Origin of the sequence: Anaeromassilibacillus sp. D41t1_190614_C2 (assembly GCF_015558525.1) — a bacterium.
Taxonomy (GTDB): Bacteria; Bacillota; Clostridia; order Oscillospirales; family Acutalibacteraceae; genus Anaeromassilibacillus; species Anaeromassilibacillus stercoravium.
The window spans coordinates 194,498-212,573 of record NZ_JADMOD010000001.1 but is presented as its reverse complement, the minus strand read 5'-3'; the positions used below and the strand labels follow the sequence as shown (position 1 = coordinate 212,573).

General features: G+C 56.9%; 17 protein-coding genes, 1 tRNA gene and 1 riboswitch. Of the genes, 13 read left to right on the top strand and 5 right to left on the bottom strand.

The window, feature by feature from the left end:
• Positions 1–51 precede the first annotated feature (51 nt).
• The 3 genes from I2G69_RS00910 to I2G69_RS00900 all read left to right on the top strand — a co-directional run bounded on the left by I2G69_RS00910 (position 52) and on the right by I2G69_RS00900 (position 2,950).
• Positions 52–753, top strand: a complete 702-nt coding sequence (locus tag I2G69_RS00910) for a putative ABC transporter permease (protein WP_087230096.1) — start codon at positions 52–54, stop codon at positions 751–753.
• 95 nt (positions 754–848) lie between these two features.
• On the top strand, positions 849–1,331 hold the full coding sequence (locus I2G69_RS00905) for an NADH-quinone oxidoreductase subunit NuoE family protein (RefSeq protein ID WP_172749509.1): 483 nt from the start codon (positions 849–851) through the stop codon (positions 1,329–1,331).
• A gap of 86 nt (positions 1,332–1,417) precedes the next feature.
• Positions 1,418–2,950, top strand: coding sequence for a YifB family Mg chelatase-like AAA ATPase (locus tag I2G69_RS00900; RefSeq protein WP_195560039.1), 1,533 nt, complete (start codon positions 1,418–1,420; stop codon positions 2,948–2,950).
• A gap of 84 nt (positions 2,951–3,034) precedes the next feature.
• Here the strand turns inward: I2G69_RS00900 and I2G69_RS00895 are convergent, their stop codons facing one another.
• From I2G69_RS00895 to I2G69_RS00880, 4 genes are all read right to left on the bottom strand, one after another.
• The gene (locus I2G69_RS00895) at positions 3,035–3,310 is read right to left on the bottom strand and encodes a DUF6809 family protein (protein WP_191405447.1); all 276 of its coding nucleotides are present in this window, start codon (positions 3,308–3,310) and stop codon (positions 3,035–3,037) included.
• Positions 3,311–3,746: 436 nt separating this feature from the next.
• Positions 3,747–4,349 carry a sugar O-acetyltransferase gene (locus I2G69_RS00890; RefSeq protein WP_195560038.1) on the bottom strand — a complete coding sequence of 201 codons (603 nt, stop codon included), beginning with the start codon at positions 4,347–4,349 and terminating at the stop codon, positions 3,747–3,749.
• Between the two features lie 152 nt (positions 4,350–4,501).
• A complete protein-coding gene (locus tag I2G69_RS00885; RefSeq protein ID WP_195560037.1) occupies positions 4,502–7,390 on the bottom strand; it encodes an SH3 domain-containing protein in 2,889 nt (962 codons plus the stop codon).
• 216 nt (positions 7,391–7,606) lie between these two features.
• Positions 7,607–8,128 carry a hypothetical protein gene (locus I2G69_RS00880; protein WP_191448176.1) on the bottom strand — a complete coding sequence of 174 codons (522 nt, stop codon included), beginning with the start codon at positions 8,126–8,128 and terminating at the stop codon, positions 7,607–7,609.
• 37 nt (positions 8,129–8,165) lie between these two features.
• Here I2G69_RS00880 and proC point away from each other — a divergent pair, with 37 nt between their 5' ends.
• From proC to lpdA, 8 genes are all read left to right on the top strand, one after another.
• The gene (proC, locus tag I2G69_RS00875) at positions 8,166–8,972 is read left to right on the top strand and encodes a pyrroline-5-carboxylate reductase (RefSeq protein ID WP_195560036.1); all 807 of its coding nucleotides are present in this window, start codon (positions 8,166–8,168) and stop codon (positions 8,970–8,972) included.
• A 100-nt stretch (positions 8,973–9,072) separates the two neighbouring features.
• Positions 9,073–9,267, top strand: coding sequence for a hypothetical protein (locus I2G69_RS00870; RefSeq protein ID WP_195560035.1), 195 nt, complete (start codon positions 9,073–9,075; stop codon positions 9,265–9,267).
• 281 nt (positions 9,268–9,548) lie between these two features.
• Positions 9,549–9,634: riboswitch (glycine riboswitch) on the top strand.
• A gap of 169 nt (positions 9,635–9,803) precedes the next feature.
• Entirely contained in the window at positions 9,804–10,886 is a 1,083-nt protein-coding gene (gene gcvT, locus I2G69_RS00865) for a glycine cleavage system aminomethyltransferase GcvT (RefSeq protein ID WP_195560034.1), read from the top strand.
• Positions 10,887–10,924: 38 nt separating this feature from the next.
• A complete protein-coding gene (gcvH, locus tag I2G69_RS00860; protein ID WP_087230065.1) occupies positions 10,925–11,314 on the top strand; it encodes a glycine cleavage system protein GcvH in 390 nt (129 codons plus the stop codon).
• A 36-nt stretch (positions 11,315–11,350) separates the two neighbouring features.
• A complete protein-coding gene (gene gcvPA, locus I2G69_RS00855; protein WP_195560033.1) occupies positions 11,351–12,661 on the top strand; it encodes an aminomethyl-transferring glycine dehydrogenase subunit GcvPA in 1,311 nt (436 codons plus the stop codon).
• Positions 12,658–14,094 (top strand): aminomethyl-transferring glycine dehydrogenase subunit GcvPB, encoded by a 1,437-nt coding sequence (gene gcvPB / locus I2G69_RS00850; RefSeq protein WP_195560032.1) that lies wholly within the window; start codon positions 12,658–12,660, stop codon positions 14,092–14,094. The genes gcvPA and gcvPB overlap by 4 nt, the downstream gene beginning before the upstream one ends.
• Positions 14,087–15,085 (top strand): lipoate--protein ligase, encoded by a 999-nt coding sequence (locus tag I2G69_RS00845; RefSeq protein WP_191448172.1) that lies wholly within the window; start codon positions 14,087–14,089, stop codon positions 15,083–15,085. The genes gcvPB and I2G69_RS00845 overlap by 8 nt, the downstream gene beginning before the upstream one ends.
• Positions 15,082–16,425 carry a dihydrolipoyl dehydrogenase gene (gene lpdA / locus I2G69_RS00840; protein ID WP_243254712.1) on the top strand — a complete coding sequence of 448 codons (1,344 nt, stop codon included), beginning with the start codon at positions 15,082–15,084 and terminating at the stop codon, positions 16,423–16,425. The genes I2G69_RS00845 and lpdA overlap by 4 nt, the downstream gene beginning before the upstream one ends.
• Before the next feature lie 175 nt (positions 16,426–16,600).
• Here the strand turns inward: lpdA and I2G69_RS00835 are convergent.
• Positions 16,601–16,676, bottom strand: a tRNA-Thr gene (locus I2G69_RS00835).
• 226 nt (positions 16,677–16,902) lie between these two features.
• Here I2G69_RS00835 and I2G69_RS00830 point away from each other — a divergent pair.
• Entirely contained in the window at positions 16,903–17,283 is a 381-nt protein-coding gene (locus I2G69_RS00830; protein WP_087230051.1) for a helix-turn-helix domain-containing protein, read from the top strand.
• Between the two features lie 199 nt (positions 17,284–17,482).
• A complete protein-coding gene (locus I2G69_RS00825) occupies positions 17,483–18,073 on the top strand; it encodes a DUF4364 family protein (protein WP_087230048.1) in 591 nt (196 codons plus the stop codon).
• The last annotated feature ends 3 nt before the right edge of the window (positions 18,074–18,076 follow it).

Here is an 18,076-nt window from a genome sequence, read left to right as displayed (position 1 = left end):
TTTCCCTTACCGACATTGTCCGACATATATTGTATGAGAAAGAGGTGTCCCATGGTCAAATTTGGAAAAAAGGAAGAAAAAGTACATAGCTATACCCCCGTAGAAGGACGCAAGGATTCCTTTGCCCACGGTTTAAATTTCTATAAGTTATTCTTTATTTTTATGATCGGGTGTGTTGTCGGCTACTGCATCGAGATGCTCTGGTGTTACTTGCGCCTCGGGTATTTTGAGAGCCGCCAGGGGTTGATTTACGGCCCGTTCAGCCCGGTTTATGGAATCGGGGCTGTGATCTTTACGGTGGTCCTCTACCGCTTCCGGCATGCAAACGGCGTGGTAATCTTCCTCGCCAGCGGCATCATCGGCGGCGTCTTTGAATACCTGTGTTCCCTGTTCCAGGAGCTGATCTTCGGCACGGTATCCTGGGAATACAGCGACTCCCCCTTGAATGTCCAGGGGCGCACCAATGTCTTTTTTGCGGTCTGCTGGGGCATTTTGGGATTGATTTTCTTAAAGCACATGCTCCCGTTTTTCACCAATCTCATTGAGCGCATCCCCAACCGGCCCGGAAAGGTGATCGCCTGGGTGCTGCTGGTCTTTATGGTGTTTGATATTATAATCTCTTCCGCGGCAATCCGCCGGCAGACCAACCGGCATTTGGGCATCCCCGCGAACAATCCCATAGCCGTTTTCCTGGACGAACATTACACAGACGAATATCTAAAGAAGGTCTATCCCAATATGCAGCTTGCCTAAACATCCACGCCCTGCCGTTTGGCAGGGCGTTCGTATTCCAAATAAAGTGGAAGGGAAAAATACCCTCAGAAATGCAGCAAGGAGGTCTGAAATATATGGAAAAACAGGAAATCACATTGGAAAACATCTTAGAACGATATAAAGATACGGCGGGGCCCGGCGACCAACAGGCCGTCATCGCGCTCCTGCGGGAAGTGCAGCAGCTCTACGGCTGCGTCCCCGACAGCGTACAACAGCGGGTTGCCCAAGCCGTCGGTACGGCGCCTTCCCTGATTGCAGCGCTGGTGCGGAGGGTGCCGGGGCTTACTCCGGCGGCCTACCGCCACCGGATTGTAGTGTGCACCGGCCCGCGCTGCTCGGCAAAAGGCGGGACGGCCCTTCTGCGCGCTGTGGAAAATGCCCTGGGAATTGCCCCCGGCGAGACCACGCCGGACGGTTGCTTCCGGCTGGAAACCCGCAACTGCCTGAAGCAATGCGGCAGCGCGCCCAACCTGACGGTCGACCAAACGCTCTATGCATCGGTCCGCGTCGAGGACATCCCGAATCTGCTCAAGCGGTATCGCGAGCCGTCCTGTTAGGTGACCATTTGCCACCTTTTCCGCATTCCTTCGCTCCATGCCGTATAATTTGAAGAGACTTTCATGCAGGAGCGGGGGAAGGAACGATGGTGGAAAAAGTACACAGTATGGGGCTGTATGGGTTGGACGCCTTTGTGGTGGAGGTAGAAACGGATCTCTCGCGGGGCCTCCCCGCCTTCGAGATGGTGGGATTGCCGGACGCCGCGGTACGTGAAGCGCGGGACCGTGTCCGGGCGGCGCTGAAAAACGTGGGGTTTCAGTTTCCCGTCAGCCGGATCACCGTGAATCTCGCCCCGGCGGACAAGCGCAAAGAAGGTACACTCTATGACCTTCCAATCCTGATCTCCCTGCTGCGCGCCTCCGGCCAGCTGGACGCCGGGTTGGAAGACAGCGTGTTTTTGGGGGAACTCTCCCTTTCCGGGGAAGTGCGCCCCATCCGCGGCGCACTTCCCATGGCGATTGCGGCCAAGGAAGCGGGATTCCGGCGTTTTTATATCCCCGCGCAAAACGCTCCCGAAGGGGCGGTGGTGCAGGGATTGGAGGTCTACCCGGTCCCAAATCTCGCCGCACTCTTTGCACATTTAACTGGGAAACAGCCGCTTGCCCCCGCAGTCCCGGAGGAACATCCGACGCACCCCGGCATCCCCTTGCCCGACTTTTCCGAGGTCCGCGGGCAGGAAGAGGCCAAGCGCGCCCTGGAGGTCGCGGCTGCCGGCATGCACAATGTCCTGTTGATCGGCCCGCCGGGTTCCGGAAAAAGCATGTTGGCCAAGCGGCTCCCCTCCATCCTGCCGGATATGACCTTTGCGGAATCGATCGAGACCACCAAAATTCATTCCATTGCAGGGGTACTGCCCGCCAGCGCTCCCCTTGTCCGGACAAGGCCCTTCCGTTCGCCCCATCACACGGTGTCCGCAGCCGGCCTTTCCGGAGGCGGAGCCCTGCCAAAGCCGGGGGAGCTCTCCCTCTCCCACAATGGGGTCCTGTTCCTGGACGAACTTCCGGAATTTTCCCGCAGCGCCATGGAGGTCCTCCGCCAGCCGATCGAGGACGGCCGTGTGACCATTTCCCGCGCGCAGGGGACGGTATCGTATCCGTGCAGCGTCATGCTGGTGGCCGCAATGAACCCCTGTCCCTGTGGATATTTCGGCCACCCTACCAAGCATTGTATTTGCAGCGCAGGCGCTGTTTCCCGCTATCTCGCCCGTGTGAGCGGCCCGCTGCTCGACCGCCTCGACCTTCACATCGAGGTGCCCGCTGTGGAGTTTGACAAACTGGATTCGGCGGAGCCCGCGGAATCTTCCGCGTCGGTCAAGAAGCGGGTGGACGCGGCGCGTGCCATCCAAAACGAACGCTTTCGCGGGACGGGCATCCCCTGCAATGCCCGCATCACGCCGGACCGCCTGCATACCTACTGCATTCTGAGCGACAGCGCCCGGGCGCTTCTCAAGCGCGCCTTCGAAACCATCGGCCTGTCGGCCCGTGCATACGACCGCGTGCTCAAGGTGGCCCGCACCATCGCAGACCTGGATGGCAGTGATCGGATCGAAGCCGTCCATGCAGCGGAAGCGGTCCAATACCGTGCTTTAGACCGCAAATATTGGATGCGGGAGCTATAAAATATGCAGAATACAAGGCCGAAACCCTCTGTGGTTCCGGCCTTTTGTCATTTGAACACAGGACGCTCTATCCCGCTTTCCTGATTAACGCTCTTCCCGGATAAAAATCTCGCACATCAGCCGGGCGCCCAATTGGAAACCGTGGCGAAACCCCGCGTAACAGTCCATGGTGTTTTCTTCCATATAGAGCTTGCCCAAATGCTCCAACTGTTTTCGCCCATCCTCGTTCAATAACACATGCAGATCCTTCTGCACTTTGTGGATTTCGCGTTCCAAAAGAGGATATTTGGGGTCCGTGGAAACAATCTTCTCCGCTGGATAAAGTTCCCCTTCATATAGGCGCTCTAAAATACTTCTCATGGTGTTTTTCCTTTCCAGATCATCTGTTACAGCCCCTTGAATGGCCGTCTCGCGCAGAAAGGCAGATTTGCGCGGCCGCCAATCGTGCGGCTGTCGTAAGGGAGGCATTTCCGTATGGAAGGAGCCGCCCCCATATGTATCCACAAAAAATGGATGACCCGTTTGCTTAAGCGCTGCCTGATCACCTCGCTTTATGCGCATTACATACGCTACAATGCAGCCCTGTTCCAAGTCAAGATTTCTCTTGTGAAATTTTCTCACACACCTATATAAAATGCAGAACAGCCACTACAATGGAAAAACGCCGGCAGCCACGCAAAATAGCGGCGGCTCCGGCGCTTTCGCTCGATCAAACGATTCTTTTCTAGGGACAGTTTTCCTTTGAATGCACCATCCTCCCAGCCTGGGAAGCGGGCATTTCTGGGAAATGCAGCCTTTATTTCCCCTCTTGAGGTTCATCGGCTTTCTGAACCCGATCCGCCTCGGTGATGGCGCGCAGGACACGGCAAGGGTTCCCCAAGGCAATGACATTTGGGGGAATATCCTTTGTCACGACGCTTTTCGCGCCGATGACGCTCCCCTCGCCAATGGTGACCCCCGGAAGGATGGTGACGTCGGCCCCAATCCAAACATTGTCGCCAATGGTAATCGGCCTTGCCTGCTCCAAGCCCTGGTTTCGCTCCTCTGCCACAAGCGGATGGTTTGCCGTGTACATGCCGCAATTGGGGCCGATAAAGCAATGCTTGCCGATGGTGATCGGCGCGCCGTCCATCAGGTAGGCATTGTGGTTGAGAAAGGTCTCCTCCCCGATCCGGCAATTGTAGCCGTAGTCCGTGTAAAACGGGGCCAGGATGGTGACATGTTCGCCCTTATGGGGTAAAAGTTGCTTCAGCAGATCTTCCTTCCGCTCGGTTTCTTTCGGGCGCGTCTGGTTAAACGCAAAGCATAAATCTTCGGCCTGCAACCGCTCTTCCAGCAGTTCCGCATCATAATTGGCATCGTACCAGAGGCCCTTTTCCAGCTTTTCACGCTCAGTCATTGTAAAACTCCTCCCCATCATGGCATTGCCATCGATTTTCATTTTTATTCTGCCCGCCCTCTACAACCAAAGGCGGCCGCTCCGGCCTCCTGGCTTTAAAAAATCTCCACCAAAGAGTTGGTGGAGATTTTTCCATTCGGTTGCTTTGGGATTTACTGCGTGTCCAGATAGGCCAGCGCAGCGGGATAAGTATACCCATAGGTGTTCACACGGGAGGCGCTGTAGTCGTTGTAGTTGTAGACATTCGCCTCACCCAACCGGCGGTACAAGAGCCCCGCATAACTCTTTCCACCCGCTTGGTTCCAGCGCAGCATATCGGTTCCAAACGCATAGGCGTTTGTGTAATTGAGGTCATGGACCAGATTCGCACCGTTTAAGGTCACATAGCCGGAATTGATCCAGCCCGTGGAACCATTCGGCAGCGTCGCCAGATACCAGCCGTCCTTCTGGTTGCTGAAATTGGCCGATGTGACCGTGATGGCCGTTCCCTTTTCGGCTTCACAGACCTGCGTCCCGGATAAGCTCGGCGTGGAACGCACCACCGTCGCCTTGCTAATCGTGGCAGACATCCCCGTGCCAAAATCCTGGGGCGGGACCACGGCGTTCAAAATGATGCGCCGCAGGTCGATTTCCGACGACGTGCTGTTCCAATAGCCCGCGCCTACATTGTATCCAAAACTCACCAGGCTGTCGAATTGGCACTGGCTCATCAGCAAATTGTTCTGTGTGATAAACTTGTTGACCTCTGTGGTATAGGACGCGCTGTTGACGGTGTTGACCAGCAGGGACCACGCTTCCGTCTTGGAGAGGTCGTTATAGAATGTATCGCCCTCTTTGAGCGTGAGGCCATAGCCGAGGGTCGGCACCTGGGTGGAAGTCAGCTTGTCCGCATAGACGGATGCGCTGTAGCCCTCCCAATTGGCGATCAGCTCGATCATCTTGTCGCTGGCGCGGCGCTGTTCGGAGGTGGTCACGGTGTAATCCTGCGAGGACACCACATAAGCGCTGGTTTCAAAGCTCTCCGCGCTGTAAACGCCGCCCTGCGAAGAGCTGACCGTCACACGGTAAGTCCCCTGTTCTGTGAGATTCATCGCCGCTTTCCAGACCTTTGTGCTGGTCTGGCCGGTCGTCTCCGTCGTGCTGGATGTGGCGGCAATCATCTGCGTCGTGCCGCTCGGGAACTGCACCGTAAAGCGCACCCCGTCGCGGGTGGTGTCCGTAATGGCCGTAAATGTCACCGCAGAACCCACGCCGGCAATGTTGGGCGACGCATAGGCGGTGCGCACCGGCTCCGCCGCCGTCACAGTGACCGTGCAGGTCTTGGACTGGGAACCCGATGTGGCCGTAATCACCGCTGTACCGGGGGAAACGCCATAGATATAGCCGTTGGTGACGGTCGCCACAGCGGTATTGCTGCTGCTCCAAGTCACCGACGCGGTGCTTGGATTTGCCGTCGCCTTGATATAGAGCGTCTTGCCCGCGGAAACCGTCCCGGAGGTGCGGGAAATCGTCAAAGCATCCGCCGAAACGCCCGTCTGCCCATTGTAGAGGAATTGAATGTATTCGTTGCTGACATATCCCGTCAGATTGTTGGCCGTCTGCACCTTGGCCCACCCGGCATTGGAGGTGTCGAGTACCGTGAGGGTCGCGCCCTTGAGCAGGGTTGCCACCTGGTCGTACTGCGTACCCGGGCCGCTGCGCAAGCGCAGCGCATCCGCCGTTACCGTCGCCCCGGTGATCGTCTGCCCGTCCCCTGTGTTCCCGGTCCCTGGGTCGGTGCCCGTGGAGGCTGTCTGGATGTCGAGGTACTGCTTCATGCAGTACCCTTCCGTCCCATCCGACGTCCGGATTTTTGCCCAGGTCGCATGGGAATTATCCGTCACGGTGACGTTTTCCTGGGGGAAGAGCGCACGGATCACTTCATAGCTCGTCCCCGCCCCGGTGCGCATAGCAACGCTCTCCTTTGCCGTTGCGGGCAAGCTTTCATTTGCAGTGGACGATCCGCCCGCCGCATCCGACGGGTCGGACGGCGTACCCGAAGCGGAATTGGCCTGGATGTCCAAAAATTCTTTGGAACAACACCCCACCGTCCCGTCCGCTGTGCGGACCCTGGCCCATGTCGGATGGGAATTGTCGATCACGGTGACGGTATCGCCCTGTTGCATGGTCTTGATGATCGCGTAGCTGGGACCCGCGCCCTCCCGCAGGTTTAAGTTTTCCTTCACGGTCGCGGTGATCTCCCCGCTGGTCCCAGAGCTGGAGGAACCGGTATTGCCGCCGGACGAGCCTCCGGAGATGGTCAAATACTGCCGGCTGCAATATCCCTCCTGGCCGGAGGTCGTGCGCACTTTCACCCACTCCGCATTGGAGTTATCCAATACGGAGACGGAAACCCCCTGTGCCAAGGTCAGTACACGGTCATAATTGGTCCCGGGACCGGTGCGCAGATTGAGATAATCCTGGGTGACCGCCGTCATGCCGGTGGAAGTACCCGAACCGGTAGAGGATGAGGAACCGCCCGTTGCGGCCGAACCGCTCAAATACTCTTTCAGGCAGTACCCTTCCAACCCGCTGGCTGTGCGCACCTTTGCCCAGGTTGCATGGGAGCTGTCCAAAATCGTGACCGACGCGCCTTCCGCCAAGGTGGTGACAATGCCATAGCTGGTGCCCACCCCTTTGCGCACGTTGAGGTTTGCCGTGGTGACCGCTGTATCGCCCGTCGCCAAGGCCCCGTATGTAGCGGTGGAAAGGCTGCCAACCGCCGTCAAATATTCCTTGCTGCAATACCCCTCCTGGCCGGAGGCCAACCGCACTTTGGCCCATTCGCCCTGGGAATCGTCTAGGATGGTGACTTCCGTGCCCTTTGGCATGGTCAAAAGGACGGAATAGGACTGGCCGGCGCCCGTGCGCAAATTTAGATAATCCGTTGTCTGCGCCGTCGAAGCCGCCCATGCACCTGTTGGCAGCGCGGTGACTGCGAGAGAAACGGTGCACAATAGGGCGGCCGCTGCCGAGCCCATCCGCCGAAAATGCTTCCTCAAATCTGTTCACTCCTATTCCCCAACCGGCATGCCATACCGGGTTCCTGCCCCGCCTTTCGGCGGCGCTCTATATTATTCCGATAAATCAAAATAAAACACAAACAAAAAACGGCTATTTTTCCAAAATATGTTTTGATTATACCGTAAAAGCCCAAAATATTCAAGGAAAAATGCGTCAATTGTTTACATAATCTTTGTGGTTTTCTAACCGCTTTTTTATGGATTCTTGCTCCGCAACCAATATCCTAAAAAGGCACATAAAAAGTAGACGCTTAGACTGCTGCGGAAGCGCTGCATATTCTTTTTCGGAATAAGCTTGACCGGACCGATTGGGCAAACCGCTGCAAAAATCAACCAAAGGCGCATAAAATAAAAAAAGCCCATGCCCTCGGCATGAGTTCTCATTTGTCTGTCCCGCCGACCGGGCTGGTATTCCAGCCACCCGGTCAGCTTCAACAGTAGTATCATATGTATCAAAAATTGCATTTCCGTTTTGATTTTATGTTCCGGTCTCTCATCTCCTTTCCTGATGTTGTCTTTAGTATACTGGCGCAATGTGACCGTTTTTTGAAGACACTTTGAAAAGTTCGGAAATTTCACTGAAAAATCCGGTCCATCCATCCGCCATTCCATTGTATGCAGCAAAAAACGCTGCATGCCTATTTTTTGCAGGTTTGGAACCGCGCCTTGTCTTTCTCCGGCTTGCGCTGTAAAATAGAAAGAAAACACCGTGCCCAAGGCGGACGCGGCGTCTGAAAAAGGAGCGAAGCGTTTTATGGATAAAAAAATTGGATTTATCGGCTGTGGCAACATGGGGCAGGCGATGATCGGCGGGATCGTAAAATCCGGCCTGGTCCCCCCGGAGCAGGTATATGCCGCCGACCCCAGCGAACAAAACCTGAACCATGTGCAGAAGGAATACGGCATCTGCGTCACGCAGGACAACCTGGTCCCCGCAAAAAAATGCGATATTTTGGTGCTTTCGGTCAAGCCGTATCTGTACGCGGACGTCATTGAAGAGATCCGCGACACGGTCAAGCAGGACGTGGTGATCGTGATGATCGCCGCCGGGCAGACCATCGCCGTCAATGAGGCGCGCTTTGGCCGCAACATCAAAATCGTGCGCGCCATGCCCAACACGCCGGCCCTCGTTGGCGAAGGGATGGCGGCGCTCTGTGCAAACAGCTATGTGACCGACGAAGAAAAGGACGAGGTCCGGGAAATTTTTGAAAGCTTCGGCAAGGCGGAGTTCGTCGCGGAAAACATGATGGACGTCGTCGCAGGGGTCAGCGGTTCTTCCCCCGCCTATGTATATATGTTTATCGAAGCGCTGGCGGACGGCGCCGTGTTGCAGGGGATGCCGCGCCAGCAGGCATATACCTTTGCGGCGCAGGCTGTTTTGGGCTCCGCACGCATGGTTCTGGAAACCGGCATGCACCCAGGCGCTTTGAAGGACATGGTCTGCTCGCCCGGCGGCACCACGATTGAGGCGGTCGCCAGCCTGGAGCAGGACGGCCTGCGCGCCGCCGTCATCCGCGCGGTTGACGTCTGCACCGAAAAGTCCAAAGCGATGAGCAAATAATACGCATAAGCGCCGCTTCCCAGGGGACACTACTTCCATCCGTTCCATACGGCCGCATCCGTTGCGGCTGCACGTATTTTGAACAAAAGGAAGTGTTTCCATGGCAAAGGACATCAAAAAGGAGATCATCGCGGAACTGAACCGCCGCATGGACCTTCTGCGCGAGCACCAGTACGATCAGATTCAAATCACAGGTAACGAATATTCCGAGCTGAATCAAGCGCTCTCCAAGGTCATCGGCGCCCCCCTGCTGGAAGAGCTGGGCGACATCAAGGACTTTGTACAAAGCCTTTAAAAAAACGCGAGGGAAATCAGAATGGATTCTGGTTTCCCTCGTTGTTTTTCTGGGAATCCAGCGGGTGCGCATTGCGCACACAGCCGGTCATCTTTTACGAAATCCTTCATATACATGGAAAAGGTTCCCGCCCAAAAAGCCTTTGGAATAGGCCTGCTGCGCATACAATTCCGCGGCGATTTTCGGCCGTTTGCCTTTGAATTGTGTAAAATCTGTATCAAAATTTTCTTGACTTACCCCCAAAAATTTCTTATACTAAGCTTGAAAAGTACATAGGATGGATGAAGATACCGGGAGAGACCGCGCATTTGCGGCGCCGAAGGGGCTACGCCGAAAACTCTCAGGCAAAAGGGACCGGTATCCGACAAAACTCCGAAAAGCCGTATGCCTGCCGGTCCTCCGGCCAACAAGCGGCACCGAAGAAGCAATCCCGTTTTGGGAGAATCTTTCAGGTTGTATGACGGAGCGTGCAAAGATTTGCGCGCCCCGTCTTTTTTTATTTTCCTGGAATTTTGTTTATGAGGAGGATTGTTCCCATGGAAAAGAAAACACCCCTGTATGAACAACACATTGCCCTCAAAGGGCGCATCGTTCCCTTTGCCGGTTACCTTTTGCCGGTGCAGTACCCCACAGGTGTGATTGCAGAACATATGGCGGTGCGGCAGCATGTGGGGCTTTTTGACGTTTCCCACATGGGCGAAGCATTGATTGAGGGGCCGCAGGCCGAACAAGCGCTCAACTACATCCTCTCCAACCAGTTCACAGGGATGCCGGTCGGGAAGGCGCGCTATACCCTGATGCTCAATGAAACCGGGGGCGTGGTGGATGACCTGATCGTCTACCGCCGCTCGGAAACCTCCTTTTTCCTGGTTCTGAACGCGGCCAACACCGAAAAGGATCTCGCATGGCTTCGCGCACACCTGCAAGGGGAGGCATCCCTCACCGATCTCTCGGACCGCGTGGCCCAGATCGCTGTACAGGGGCCGGAGGCGGACAAAGTCCTCTCCGGGCTGGCCGACCTGGAAGCGCTGCCTAAAAAGTATTATTCCTTCGTGGAGCACGTGACCGTGGCTAGTGTCCCCTGCATGGTTTCCCGCACCGGATACACCGGGGAAGACGGGTATGAGCTGTATATGGAGCCCAAAGACGCCCCGGCGGTTTGGGAGGCGCTGGTCCAGGCGGGGGCCACCCCCTGCGGCTTGGGCGCGCGCGACACGCTGCGGCTAGAGGCCTCCATGCCGCTCTATGGGCACGAATTGAACGACCACATGGACCCGCTCTGTGCGGGCTTGGGGTTTGCCGTCAAACTCGATAAGGAGGATTTCATCGGGAAGAGCGCGCTGATGCAGCTGGGAGAGCCCGCCCGCGTGCGTGTGGGCCTCAAAGCGACGGGGCGCGGGATTCTCCGGGAAGATCAGCCCATCTGGATCGACGGAAAAGAAGTGGGCGTCACCACGTCCGGCACCCACTGCCCCTATCTAGGGGTGAGCTGCGCCATGGCCTATATCGACACCGCCTGTTCCGCCCCCGGCACCGCCGTGGAAGTGGAGGTCCGCGGGCGCCGTGTTGCAGCGGAAATCGTCCCATTGCCCTTTTACAAACGCACAAAGTCTAAATAAACATTCCATAGAAACGCATTTTTAAGGAGGATATACATATGAAAATTCCAAATGAACTGCTCTACACCCGGTCCCACGAATGGATTCAAAAGCTCGATGAGACATCCGCGCGCGTCGGTGTAACCGACTACGCACAAAACCAATTGGGCGACCTTGTGTTTGTCAATCTGCCCGAGGTCGGCGACCCGGTCACGCCGGGCGAAAGCTTTGCAGATGTGGAGAGCGTCAAAGCGGTCTCCGACCTGTACAGCCCGGTGGGGGGCACGGTTTCCGCCATCAACGAGGAGCTTCTCGACGCCCCGCAGCGCATCAACGAGGCTCCCTATGACGCCTGGTTCATCGAGGTGGGGGAAATCACGGAGTACGGCGACCTGATGGACGCCGCCGCCTACGAAGCGTTCTGCGCGGAAGAAGAGGCAAAGCATTGACGCCCTACAAAAACGATTGAGAAGGGAAGAATCGCCATGGGAAGTTACCTTCCGTCCACCGCCGGACAGAAACGGCAAATGTTGGAGGCTGTCGGCGTCTCACAGATCGAGGCGCTCTATGACAATGTGCCGGCATCCATCCGTCTGGACGGCCTAGACCTCGCCCCCGGCCTCTCGGAGATGGAAGTCTCCGCGCAGATGTGTGCGTTGGCCGATAAAAACCACGTGTTCCACACCATCTTCCGCGGCGCTGGCGCATACGACCACTATATCCCCGCGATTGTGGAGCGCGTCTGCAATAAGGAAGAATTTTTGACCGCCTACACCCCCTATCAGGCGGAAATCAGCCAGGGGATCCTGCAATCCATTTTTGAATACCAGACCATGATCTGTGAGCTGACCGGCATGGACGCCTCCAACGCCTCCGTGTACGACGGCGCCTCCGCCGCCGCGGAAGCCGTGGCGATGTGCCGCGACCGCAAACGCAATCGCGCGTTGGTCTCTGCCGCCGCACACCCGGCGGTGATTCAAACCATCCAAACCTATTGTGCGGGCGCGGATGCGGAGGTTGCGCTCATTCCAACTAAGGACGGGCGCACCGATCTGGACGCCCTGCGCGCCATGCTCTGCGATACGGACGCCTGCGTCTATCTGCAACAGCCCAATTTCTACGGCAACCTGGAGGATGCAGAGGCCATCGGCGCCGTTGCCCACGAAGCAGGGGCCAAATTCATCCTGGGCATCCACCCCATTGCGGCGGCCATACTCAAATCGCCGCGCGAATGCGGCGCGGACATCGCTGTGGGAGAAGGCCAGCCGCTCGGGATGCCGCTCGCCTTTGGCGGACCGTACCTCGGGTTCATGGCCTGTACACAGGCGCTATTCCGCAAGCTGCCGGGCCGCATTGTGGGCGAAACCGTGGACGCAGCGGGCGAACGCTGCTTTGTGCTTACGCTCCAAGCCAGGGAACAGCACATCCGCCGGGAAAAAGCCTCCTCCAACATCTGCTCCAACCAGGCCCTCTGTGCTATGCGCGCGGCTGTCTACCTGGCGGCGATGGGGCCCCAGGGGTTGCAAAAAGCAGCGCAGCTCAGCTATGCAAAGGCGCACTACCTCGCGGAAGAGCTGGAAAAGATCGGCTTCCCGCGCCGCTATCCCGGCGCGTTTTTCCAGGAATTTGTCACAGAAACGCCTCTCCCGGCGGAGCAAATTCTCGCCAAGCTGGAAGCGCATGACATCTTGGGAGGCTACCCCGTGGAGGGCGGCATCCTCTGGTGTACAACGGAAAAGAACACCAAAGCGCAAATAGATGCCCTGATCGGCCTGTTGAAGGAGGTGTGCGCATGAACCTGCTGTTTGAAAAAAGCGTCCCCGGGAGGGCCTGTACGCTCCTGCCGGACTGCGACGTTCCAAATGCCGCGCTGCCCGAGCAATTCGCCCGCCAGCAACCCCTTCATCTCCCGGAACTCTCCGAGACGGACATCAGCCGCCACTATACGGAGCTTTCCAAGCGGGTCCACGGGGTGAACGACGGCTTCTATCCCCTGGGCTCCTGCACGATGAAATACAATCCCGCGCTCAACGAAGAGATCGCCGCCCTGCCGGGCTTCACGGGAATCCATCCGCTGCAGCCGGAGTACACGGCACAGGGCTGCATGGAGGTACTGGCCGAGGCGGAGCGCATCCTCTGCGCCGTCACCAGCATGGAAGCGATGACCTTCCAGCCCGCCGCAGGCGCGCACGGAGAATTCACCGGCCTTCTGCTCATCAAGGCCTACCACCGCTCTCGCGGGGACCTACAGCGCACCAAAATCCTCGTCCCGGACTCGGCCCATGGCACCAATCCAGCCTCCGCCACCATGACGGGATTCGAAGTGGTCAATGTGCCATCCTCGCCGGACGGCTGTGTGGACCTCGACGCGCTGCGCAAGGCCGCAGGCCCCGACACCGCCGGATTGATGCTCACAAATCCCAACACGCTGGGATTGTTTGACAAAAACATTTTGGAAATCACCCGCATTGTCCACGAGGCGGGCGGCCTGAACTACTACGACGGCGCCAACCTCAACGCCGTGATGGGGGTCGCGCGTCCGGGCGATATGGGCTTCGACGTGGTACACCTCAACCTGCACAAGACCTTTTCCACCCCGCACGGAGGAGGCGGCCCCGGTTCCGGCGCTGTGGGCGTAAAAGATCTTCTTGTGCCCTTCCTCCCCAACCGTCATGTGGTGGAAAAGGATGGCCACTATACCTTTGAGGATGCAGAGCAGACCATCGGCAGCGTAAAGGCGTTCTACGGGAACTTCCTGGTGGTGGTCCGTGCGCTCTGTTATATGAAAATGCTCGGCGGCGATGGGATGCGGGATGCTGCGCAGACCGCTGTCCTGAACGCCAACTATTTGAAGAAGCTTCTGGAACCGTACTGCGACGCCGCAACGCCCGGGCTCTGTATGCACGAATTTGTGCTCACCATGGAGCATCTCAAGAAGGAGACCGGCGTCTCCGCCATGGACGTGGCGAAATCGATGTTGGACTACGGCATGCATCCGCCGACCATGTACTTCCCTCTGATCGTCCCGGAGGCGCTGATGTTCGAACCGACGGAGACCGAATCTAAGGAGACATTGGACTGGGCGGCGCAGATGATCACCGAAATCCTGGAGCGCGCCCACACCGACCCGGAATCGCTCCACGCCGCGCCCACGCGCACGCCCATCCGCCGGCCGGACGAGGTGCGCGCTGCGCGCACCCCGAAACTGCGGTATTCCTTCGATGCTTAATACCCTGTATATCGCCACGGCGAGCGGTACCAATCCATACGCCAATTTAGCCCTGGAAGAGGCCCTGCTAAACGCTGTCCTCCCTGGGGAATGTATCCTCTACCTCTGGCAAAACCAAAACACGGTTGTGATCGGCCGCAACCAAAACAGCCGCCGGGAATGCCGCGTGGAAGCCCTGGAACGCGACGGAGGCTTTCTAGCCCGCCGCCTTTCCGGAGGGGGCGCGGTATTCCACGACCTGGGCAACCTCAATTTTACCTTTTTGGTCCACAAGGAGGATTACAGCGTACCACGCCAGTTGGACGTAATCCTCCGGGCGGTGCAGGCGTTGGGGATTCAGGCGGAAAAATCCGGCCGCAATGACCTGACGGCGGGCGGCCGCAAATTCTCCGGAAACGCCTTCTATTCCAGCGGCGGCCGGTGCTATCACCATGGGACCATTCTGATCGATGTGGATGCGGAAAAGATGTCCCACTACCTGTATGTTTCCGCCGGGAAACTGCAATCCAAAGGCGTTCCATCCGTGCGGTCCCGCGTGGTGAACCTCACAGAACTGGTCCTAGGGATCACCGTGGAAGCGGTCCGGCAGGCGCTCACCGCCGCTTTTGGCGAAGTCTACCATGGGACGCCTCTTCCCTTTCCCACCGAACGCCTGGCTGGGGAAGAATTGCGCCGTCTGGAAGAAAAATTTGCCTCCTGGGAGTGGCGCATGGGGAAAGAGGCGGACTTCACCTATGCGCTTTCCCGGCGATTTTTTTGGGGCGAAATTACGATCCAATTTCGCGTCTCCGCCGGACGGGTGGAGGAGGCGGCTGTCTATACCGACGCGATGGATGTTTTCTATGCACAACGTGTCCAACAAGCCTGGAAGGGCCTTCCTTTTACTTGCGGCTCCCTGTGCGCCGCGGTCAAAGCCCTTCCCATGGAAGATCAAGAACAAGCGCAGATGTCTCGGGACATCCGGTCGCTTCTGGAGGAATGCATGTTATGAATGGTTTTGATTTGATTGTCATCGGCGGAGGACCCGGCGGCTATGTGGCGGCCCTGGAAGCGGCCAAGCTGGGGAAAACCGTGGCGGTGGTAGAGCGCGACGCGGTGGGCGGCACCTGTTTAAACCGCGGCTGTATCCCCACCAAGGCGCTTTTGCGCGCCTCCCGTGTCTTTCGAGAGGCTACCTGTTCCGAAGAATTGGGAATCCACGTGCAGAACGCCTCCTGTGATCGGGCGGCGATGTATGCGCATGTCCAGAAGGTAACGGCGCAGCTGCGCAGCGGGATCGAACTGCTCTTTCAAAAGGGGAACATCACCCTGTTGCACGGTTCCGCCCAGATTGAAGCGCCGGGACGTGTCCTGGTGGATGGGACCCCCTATGAGGCGCAAAACCTTTTGATCGCCACAGGTTCCCTCCCGGCAATGCCTCCCATCCCCGGGATTCATCTCCCCGGCGTGGTAACGAGCGACCAGCTCTTGCAGGGGGATGGTGTGGACTGCAAGCGCCTGGCCATCATCGGCGGCGGTGTGATCGGGGTGGAATTTGCGCAGATTTACAGCGACCTGGGGTGCGCGGTCACCATCTTGGAAGCCCTGCCGCGCCTGCTTCCCACGATGGACCGCGAAATCAGCCAAAACCTTTCGATGATCCTCAAAAAGCGCGGTGTGTCGGTCTACACAGGCGCCTCTGTGCAGGAGATCGCCTCCGGAGACGGCGAACTCCTCTGCCGCTTTTCGCAAAAAGGCAGCGATCTGGAAACCGCGGCGGATTGCCTGCTGGTGTGCACGGGCCGCAGGCCCAACACCGAGGGGCTCTTTGCCGCATCGTTTGATTTCCCGATGGAACGCGGCTATATCCCGGTGGACGAACAGTATCGGACTCAAATCCCCGGAGTTTACGCGGTGGGGGACGTCATATCCGGCGGCATCCAGCTGGCCCATGCAGCGGAGGCAGAGGCCAAAAATGCGGTTCACGCCATGTTTGGAGGCGCTCCGGTGAAGAATGTATCCGCCATCCCCGCCTGCATCTTTACAGAGCCGGAGATCGCCTCTGTGGGGCTGACGGCGGATGCCGCCAAAGCGGAGGGACGCAAGGTGACCGTGCGCAAATCGTTGACCTCTGCCAACGGAAAAGCGGTGGTGGAGGGGGCGGAACGCGGCTTTGCTAAGCTTGTGTTTGACGCAGACACGGACGTCCTTCTTGGGGCACAACTCATGTGTCCCCATGCCTCTGAGATGATCGGCGGACTGACTGCCTCTGTGAACGCCGGGTTGACGGCGGAGCAGCTCTCCCAGACCATCTTTCCGCATCCCACGGTGAGTGAAATCTTGAGCCTTTAACCTACGCAACAGAGGTAGGCTTTTTTACAAATCTAACCCGTTTTATGCTACACAAAACGCTCCCGACTGCATGGGGATTTGACCCTAAGCGATCGGGAGCGCTTTCCTTTGCTCTGCTCGGAAAATAAAAAGGACCGTATGGCACACCAACAAGGGCTTGTCCATACGGTCCTTTTGGAGCTACTGGGCAGACTCGAACTGCCGACCTGCTGATTACGAATCAGCTGCTCTACCGACTGAGCCACAGTAGCATATTTAGTACGGCTGACTTTGATAGTATACAAAATTTTTATTCAAACGTCAAGGGCTTTTCGAAAAAAAAGTACATTTTCTATAAACTTTTCTCTATATCCGCGGATACTATTTTTATCGCCTCTAATTCCGTGAAGATTATTGACATAATAATCCGAAAATCATGTAACTATATTATAATATAGCATATAGATCTAGAATTTATAAGAAAGATGGGAATAGGCCTTGACTAACAAAAAGCTTTGCGATAAGTTGCGTACTTTGCGGGAGAATAATGGATTCAAACAGATGGAAATCGCGAAAATTTTAAATTGCTCGCGTTCCACCTATACCTATTACGAAACCGGAAAAACCACACCTTCTATTTCCGTTTTAAAGCTGCTGGCGAAGATCTATAACGTTTCCCTGATGGAGCTGTTGATGGACGAGTCGGAGGCAGGGCAATTGCGGGATTCGAGTAGGAGCGATAGTTTTGACCACATCAAATACATCTATGACCTTTCGGCAGACGAACGGTTGCTGGTTGGCATTTTCCGTTCTGCCACGCCGGAAGAGCAGGAAGAAATCTTACAGAGTGCCAACGACATCTGCGGTCTGAAAAAATAAAACCCCCTCTTTCGTCTTGCAAGGCGCCGTACCATGTGTTAAACTAATAAAGAAGAAAAACAAAGTCAAAGCGTACCTGTCCAAAAGGGGGACGAGTGGCTTTGGCTTTTTTGTAACGCATAGCCCTTACCTGGGGACTTTGCAAGGTTTCGGGCATGTGGTTGTCGCGGCGTCCGCAAGGACAAAGGGAGGATTTCTCATGGAATTTGATGCTTTTACCGGCGGAGTCGAGCCGGGGGGGCTCCGCACCAAAAATCAGATCCGGATCTTAATCTGCTATCTGCTCTCCAGCGTGGACGCTCCTCTTTCCCGACAAGACATCATCGGTATTATGCAGGATAACGGGCTTGCCAATTATTTTGAAGTGACGGACGCATTAGCGGAACTTTTGGGCAATGGCAATATTACCGCCGATGAAGAGCATCCCGATCTGCTTTCCGCCACACGGCAAGCGCGCATGATCGCCAAACAATTGGATGCGGCCGTGCCGCTCTCCGTTCGTGAACGGGCGGTTTCCGCAGCGGTCAACCTATTGGCCGCCGCAAAGCGCGAGCGGGAAAACAAGGTGGAAATCAACCGGACAGAGCGCGGATACAATGTGACCTGCCACGTTTCCGGGGGCGACATGGAGCTGATGAACTTTACACTCTATGTCCCGGACCTCTTTCAGGCCCGCATGGTAAAGCGCAACTTCCACCGCGCCCCGGAAAACGTCTATCGCATGATGCTGGCGCTGGTCACCAATAACCGGGATATGGTTTCCGACCTTTTAAAGGAAATGAAGGGCTGAACC

What these genes read in the sequence shown, in the direction of transcription:
- gcvPB (WP_195560032.1), top strand. Translation starts at nt 12,658, where the DNA reads ATGAACCTGCTGTTTGAAAAAAGCGTCCCCGGGAGGGCCTGTACGCTC.
- I2G69_RS00870 (WP_195560035.1), top strand. Translation starts at nt 9,073, where the DNA reads ATGGCAAAGGACATCAAAAAGGAGATCATCGCGGAACTGAACCGCCGC.
- I2G69_RS00905 (WP_172749509.1), top strand. Translation starts at nt 849, where the DNA reads ATGGAAAAACAGGAAATCACATTGGAAAACATCTTAGAACGATATAAA.
- I2G69_RS00910 (WP_087230096.1), top strand. Translation starts at nt 52, where the DNA reads ATGGTCAAATTTGGAAAAAAGGAAGAAAAAGTACATAGCTATACCCCC.
- proC (WP_195560036.1), top strand. Translation starts at nt 8,166, where the DNA reads ATGGATAAAAAAATTGGATTTATCGGCTGTGGCAACATGGGGCAGGCG.
- gcvPA (WP_195560033.1), top strand. Translation starts at nt 11,351, where the DNA reads ATGGGAAGTTACCTTCCGTCCACCGCCGGACAGAAACGGCAAATGTTG.
- I2G69_RS00900 (WP_195560039.1), top strand. Translation starts at nt 1,418, where the DNA reads ATGGTGGAAAAAGTACACAGTATGGGGCTGTATGGGTTGGACGCCTTT.
- gcvH (WP_087230065.1), top strand. Translation starts at nt 10,925, where the DNA reads ATGAAAATTCCAAATGAACTGCTCTACACCCGGTCCCACGAATGGATT.
- I2G69_RS00890 (WP_195560038.1), bottom strand. Translation starts at nt 4,349, where the DNA reads ATGACTGAGCGTGAAAAGCTGGAAAAGGGCCTCTGGTACGATGCCAAT.
- I2G69_RS00895 (WP_191405447.1), bottom strand. Translation starts at nt 3,310, where the DNA reads ATGAGAAGTATTTTAGAGCGCCTATATGAAGGGGAACTTTATCCAGCG.
- lpdA (WP_243254712.1), top strand. Translation starts at nt 15,082, where the DNA reads ATGAATGGTTTTGATTTGATTGTCATCGGCGGAGGACCCGGCGGCTAT.
- I2G69_RS00825 (WP_087230048.1), top strand. Translation starts at nt 17,483, where the DNA reads ATGGAATTTGATGCTTTTACCGGCGGAGTCGAGCCGGGGGGGCTCCGC.
- I2G69_RS00845 (WP_191448172.1), top strand. Translation starts at nt 14,087, where the DNA reads ATGCTTAATACCCTGTATATCGCCACGGCGAGCGGTACCAATCCATAC.
- gcvT (WP_195560034.1), top strand. Translation starts at nt 9,804, where the DNA reads ATGGAAAAGAAAACACCCCTGTATGAACAACACATTGCCCTCAAAGGG.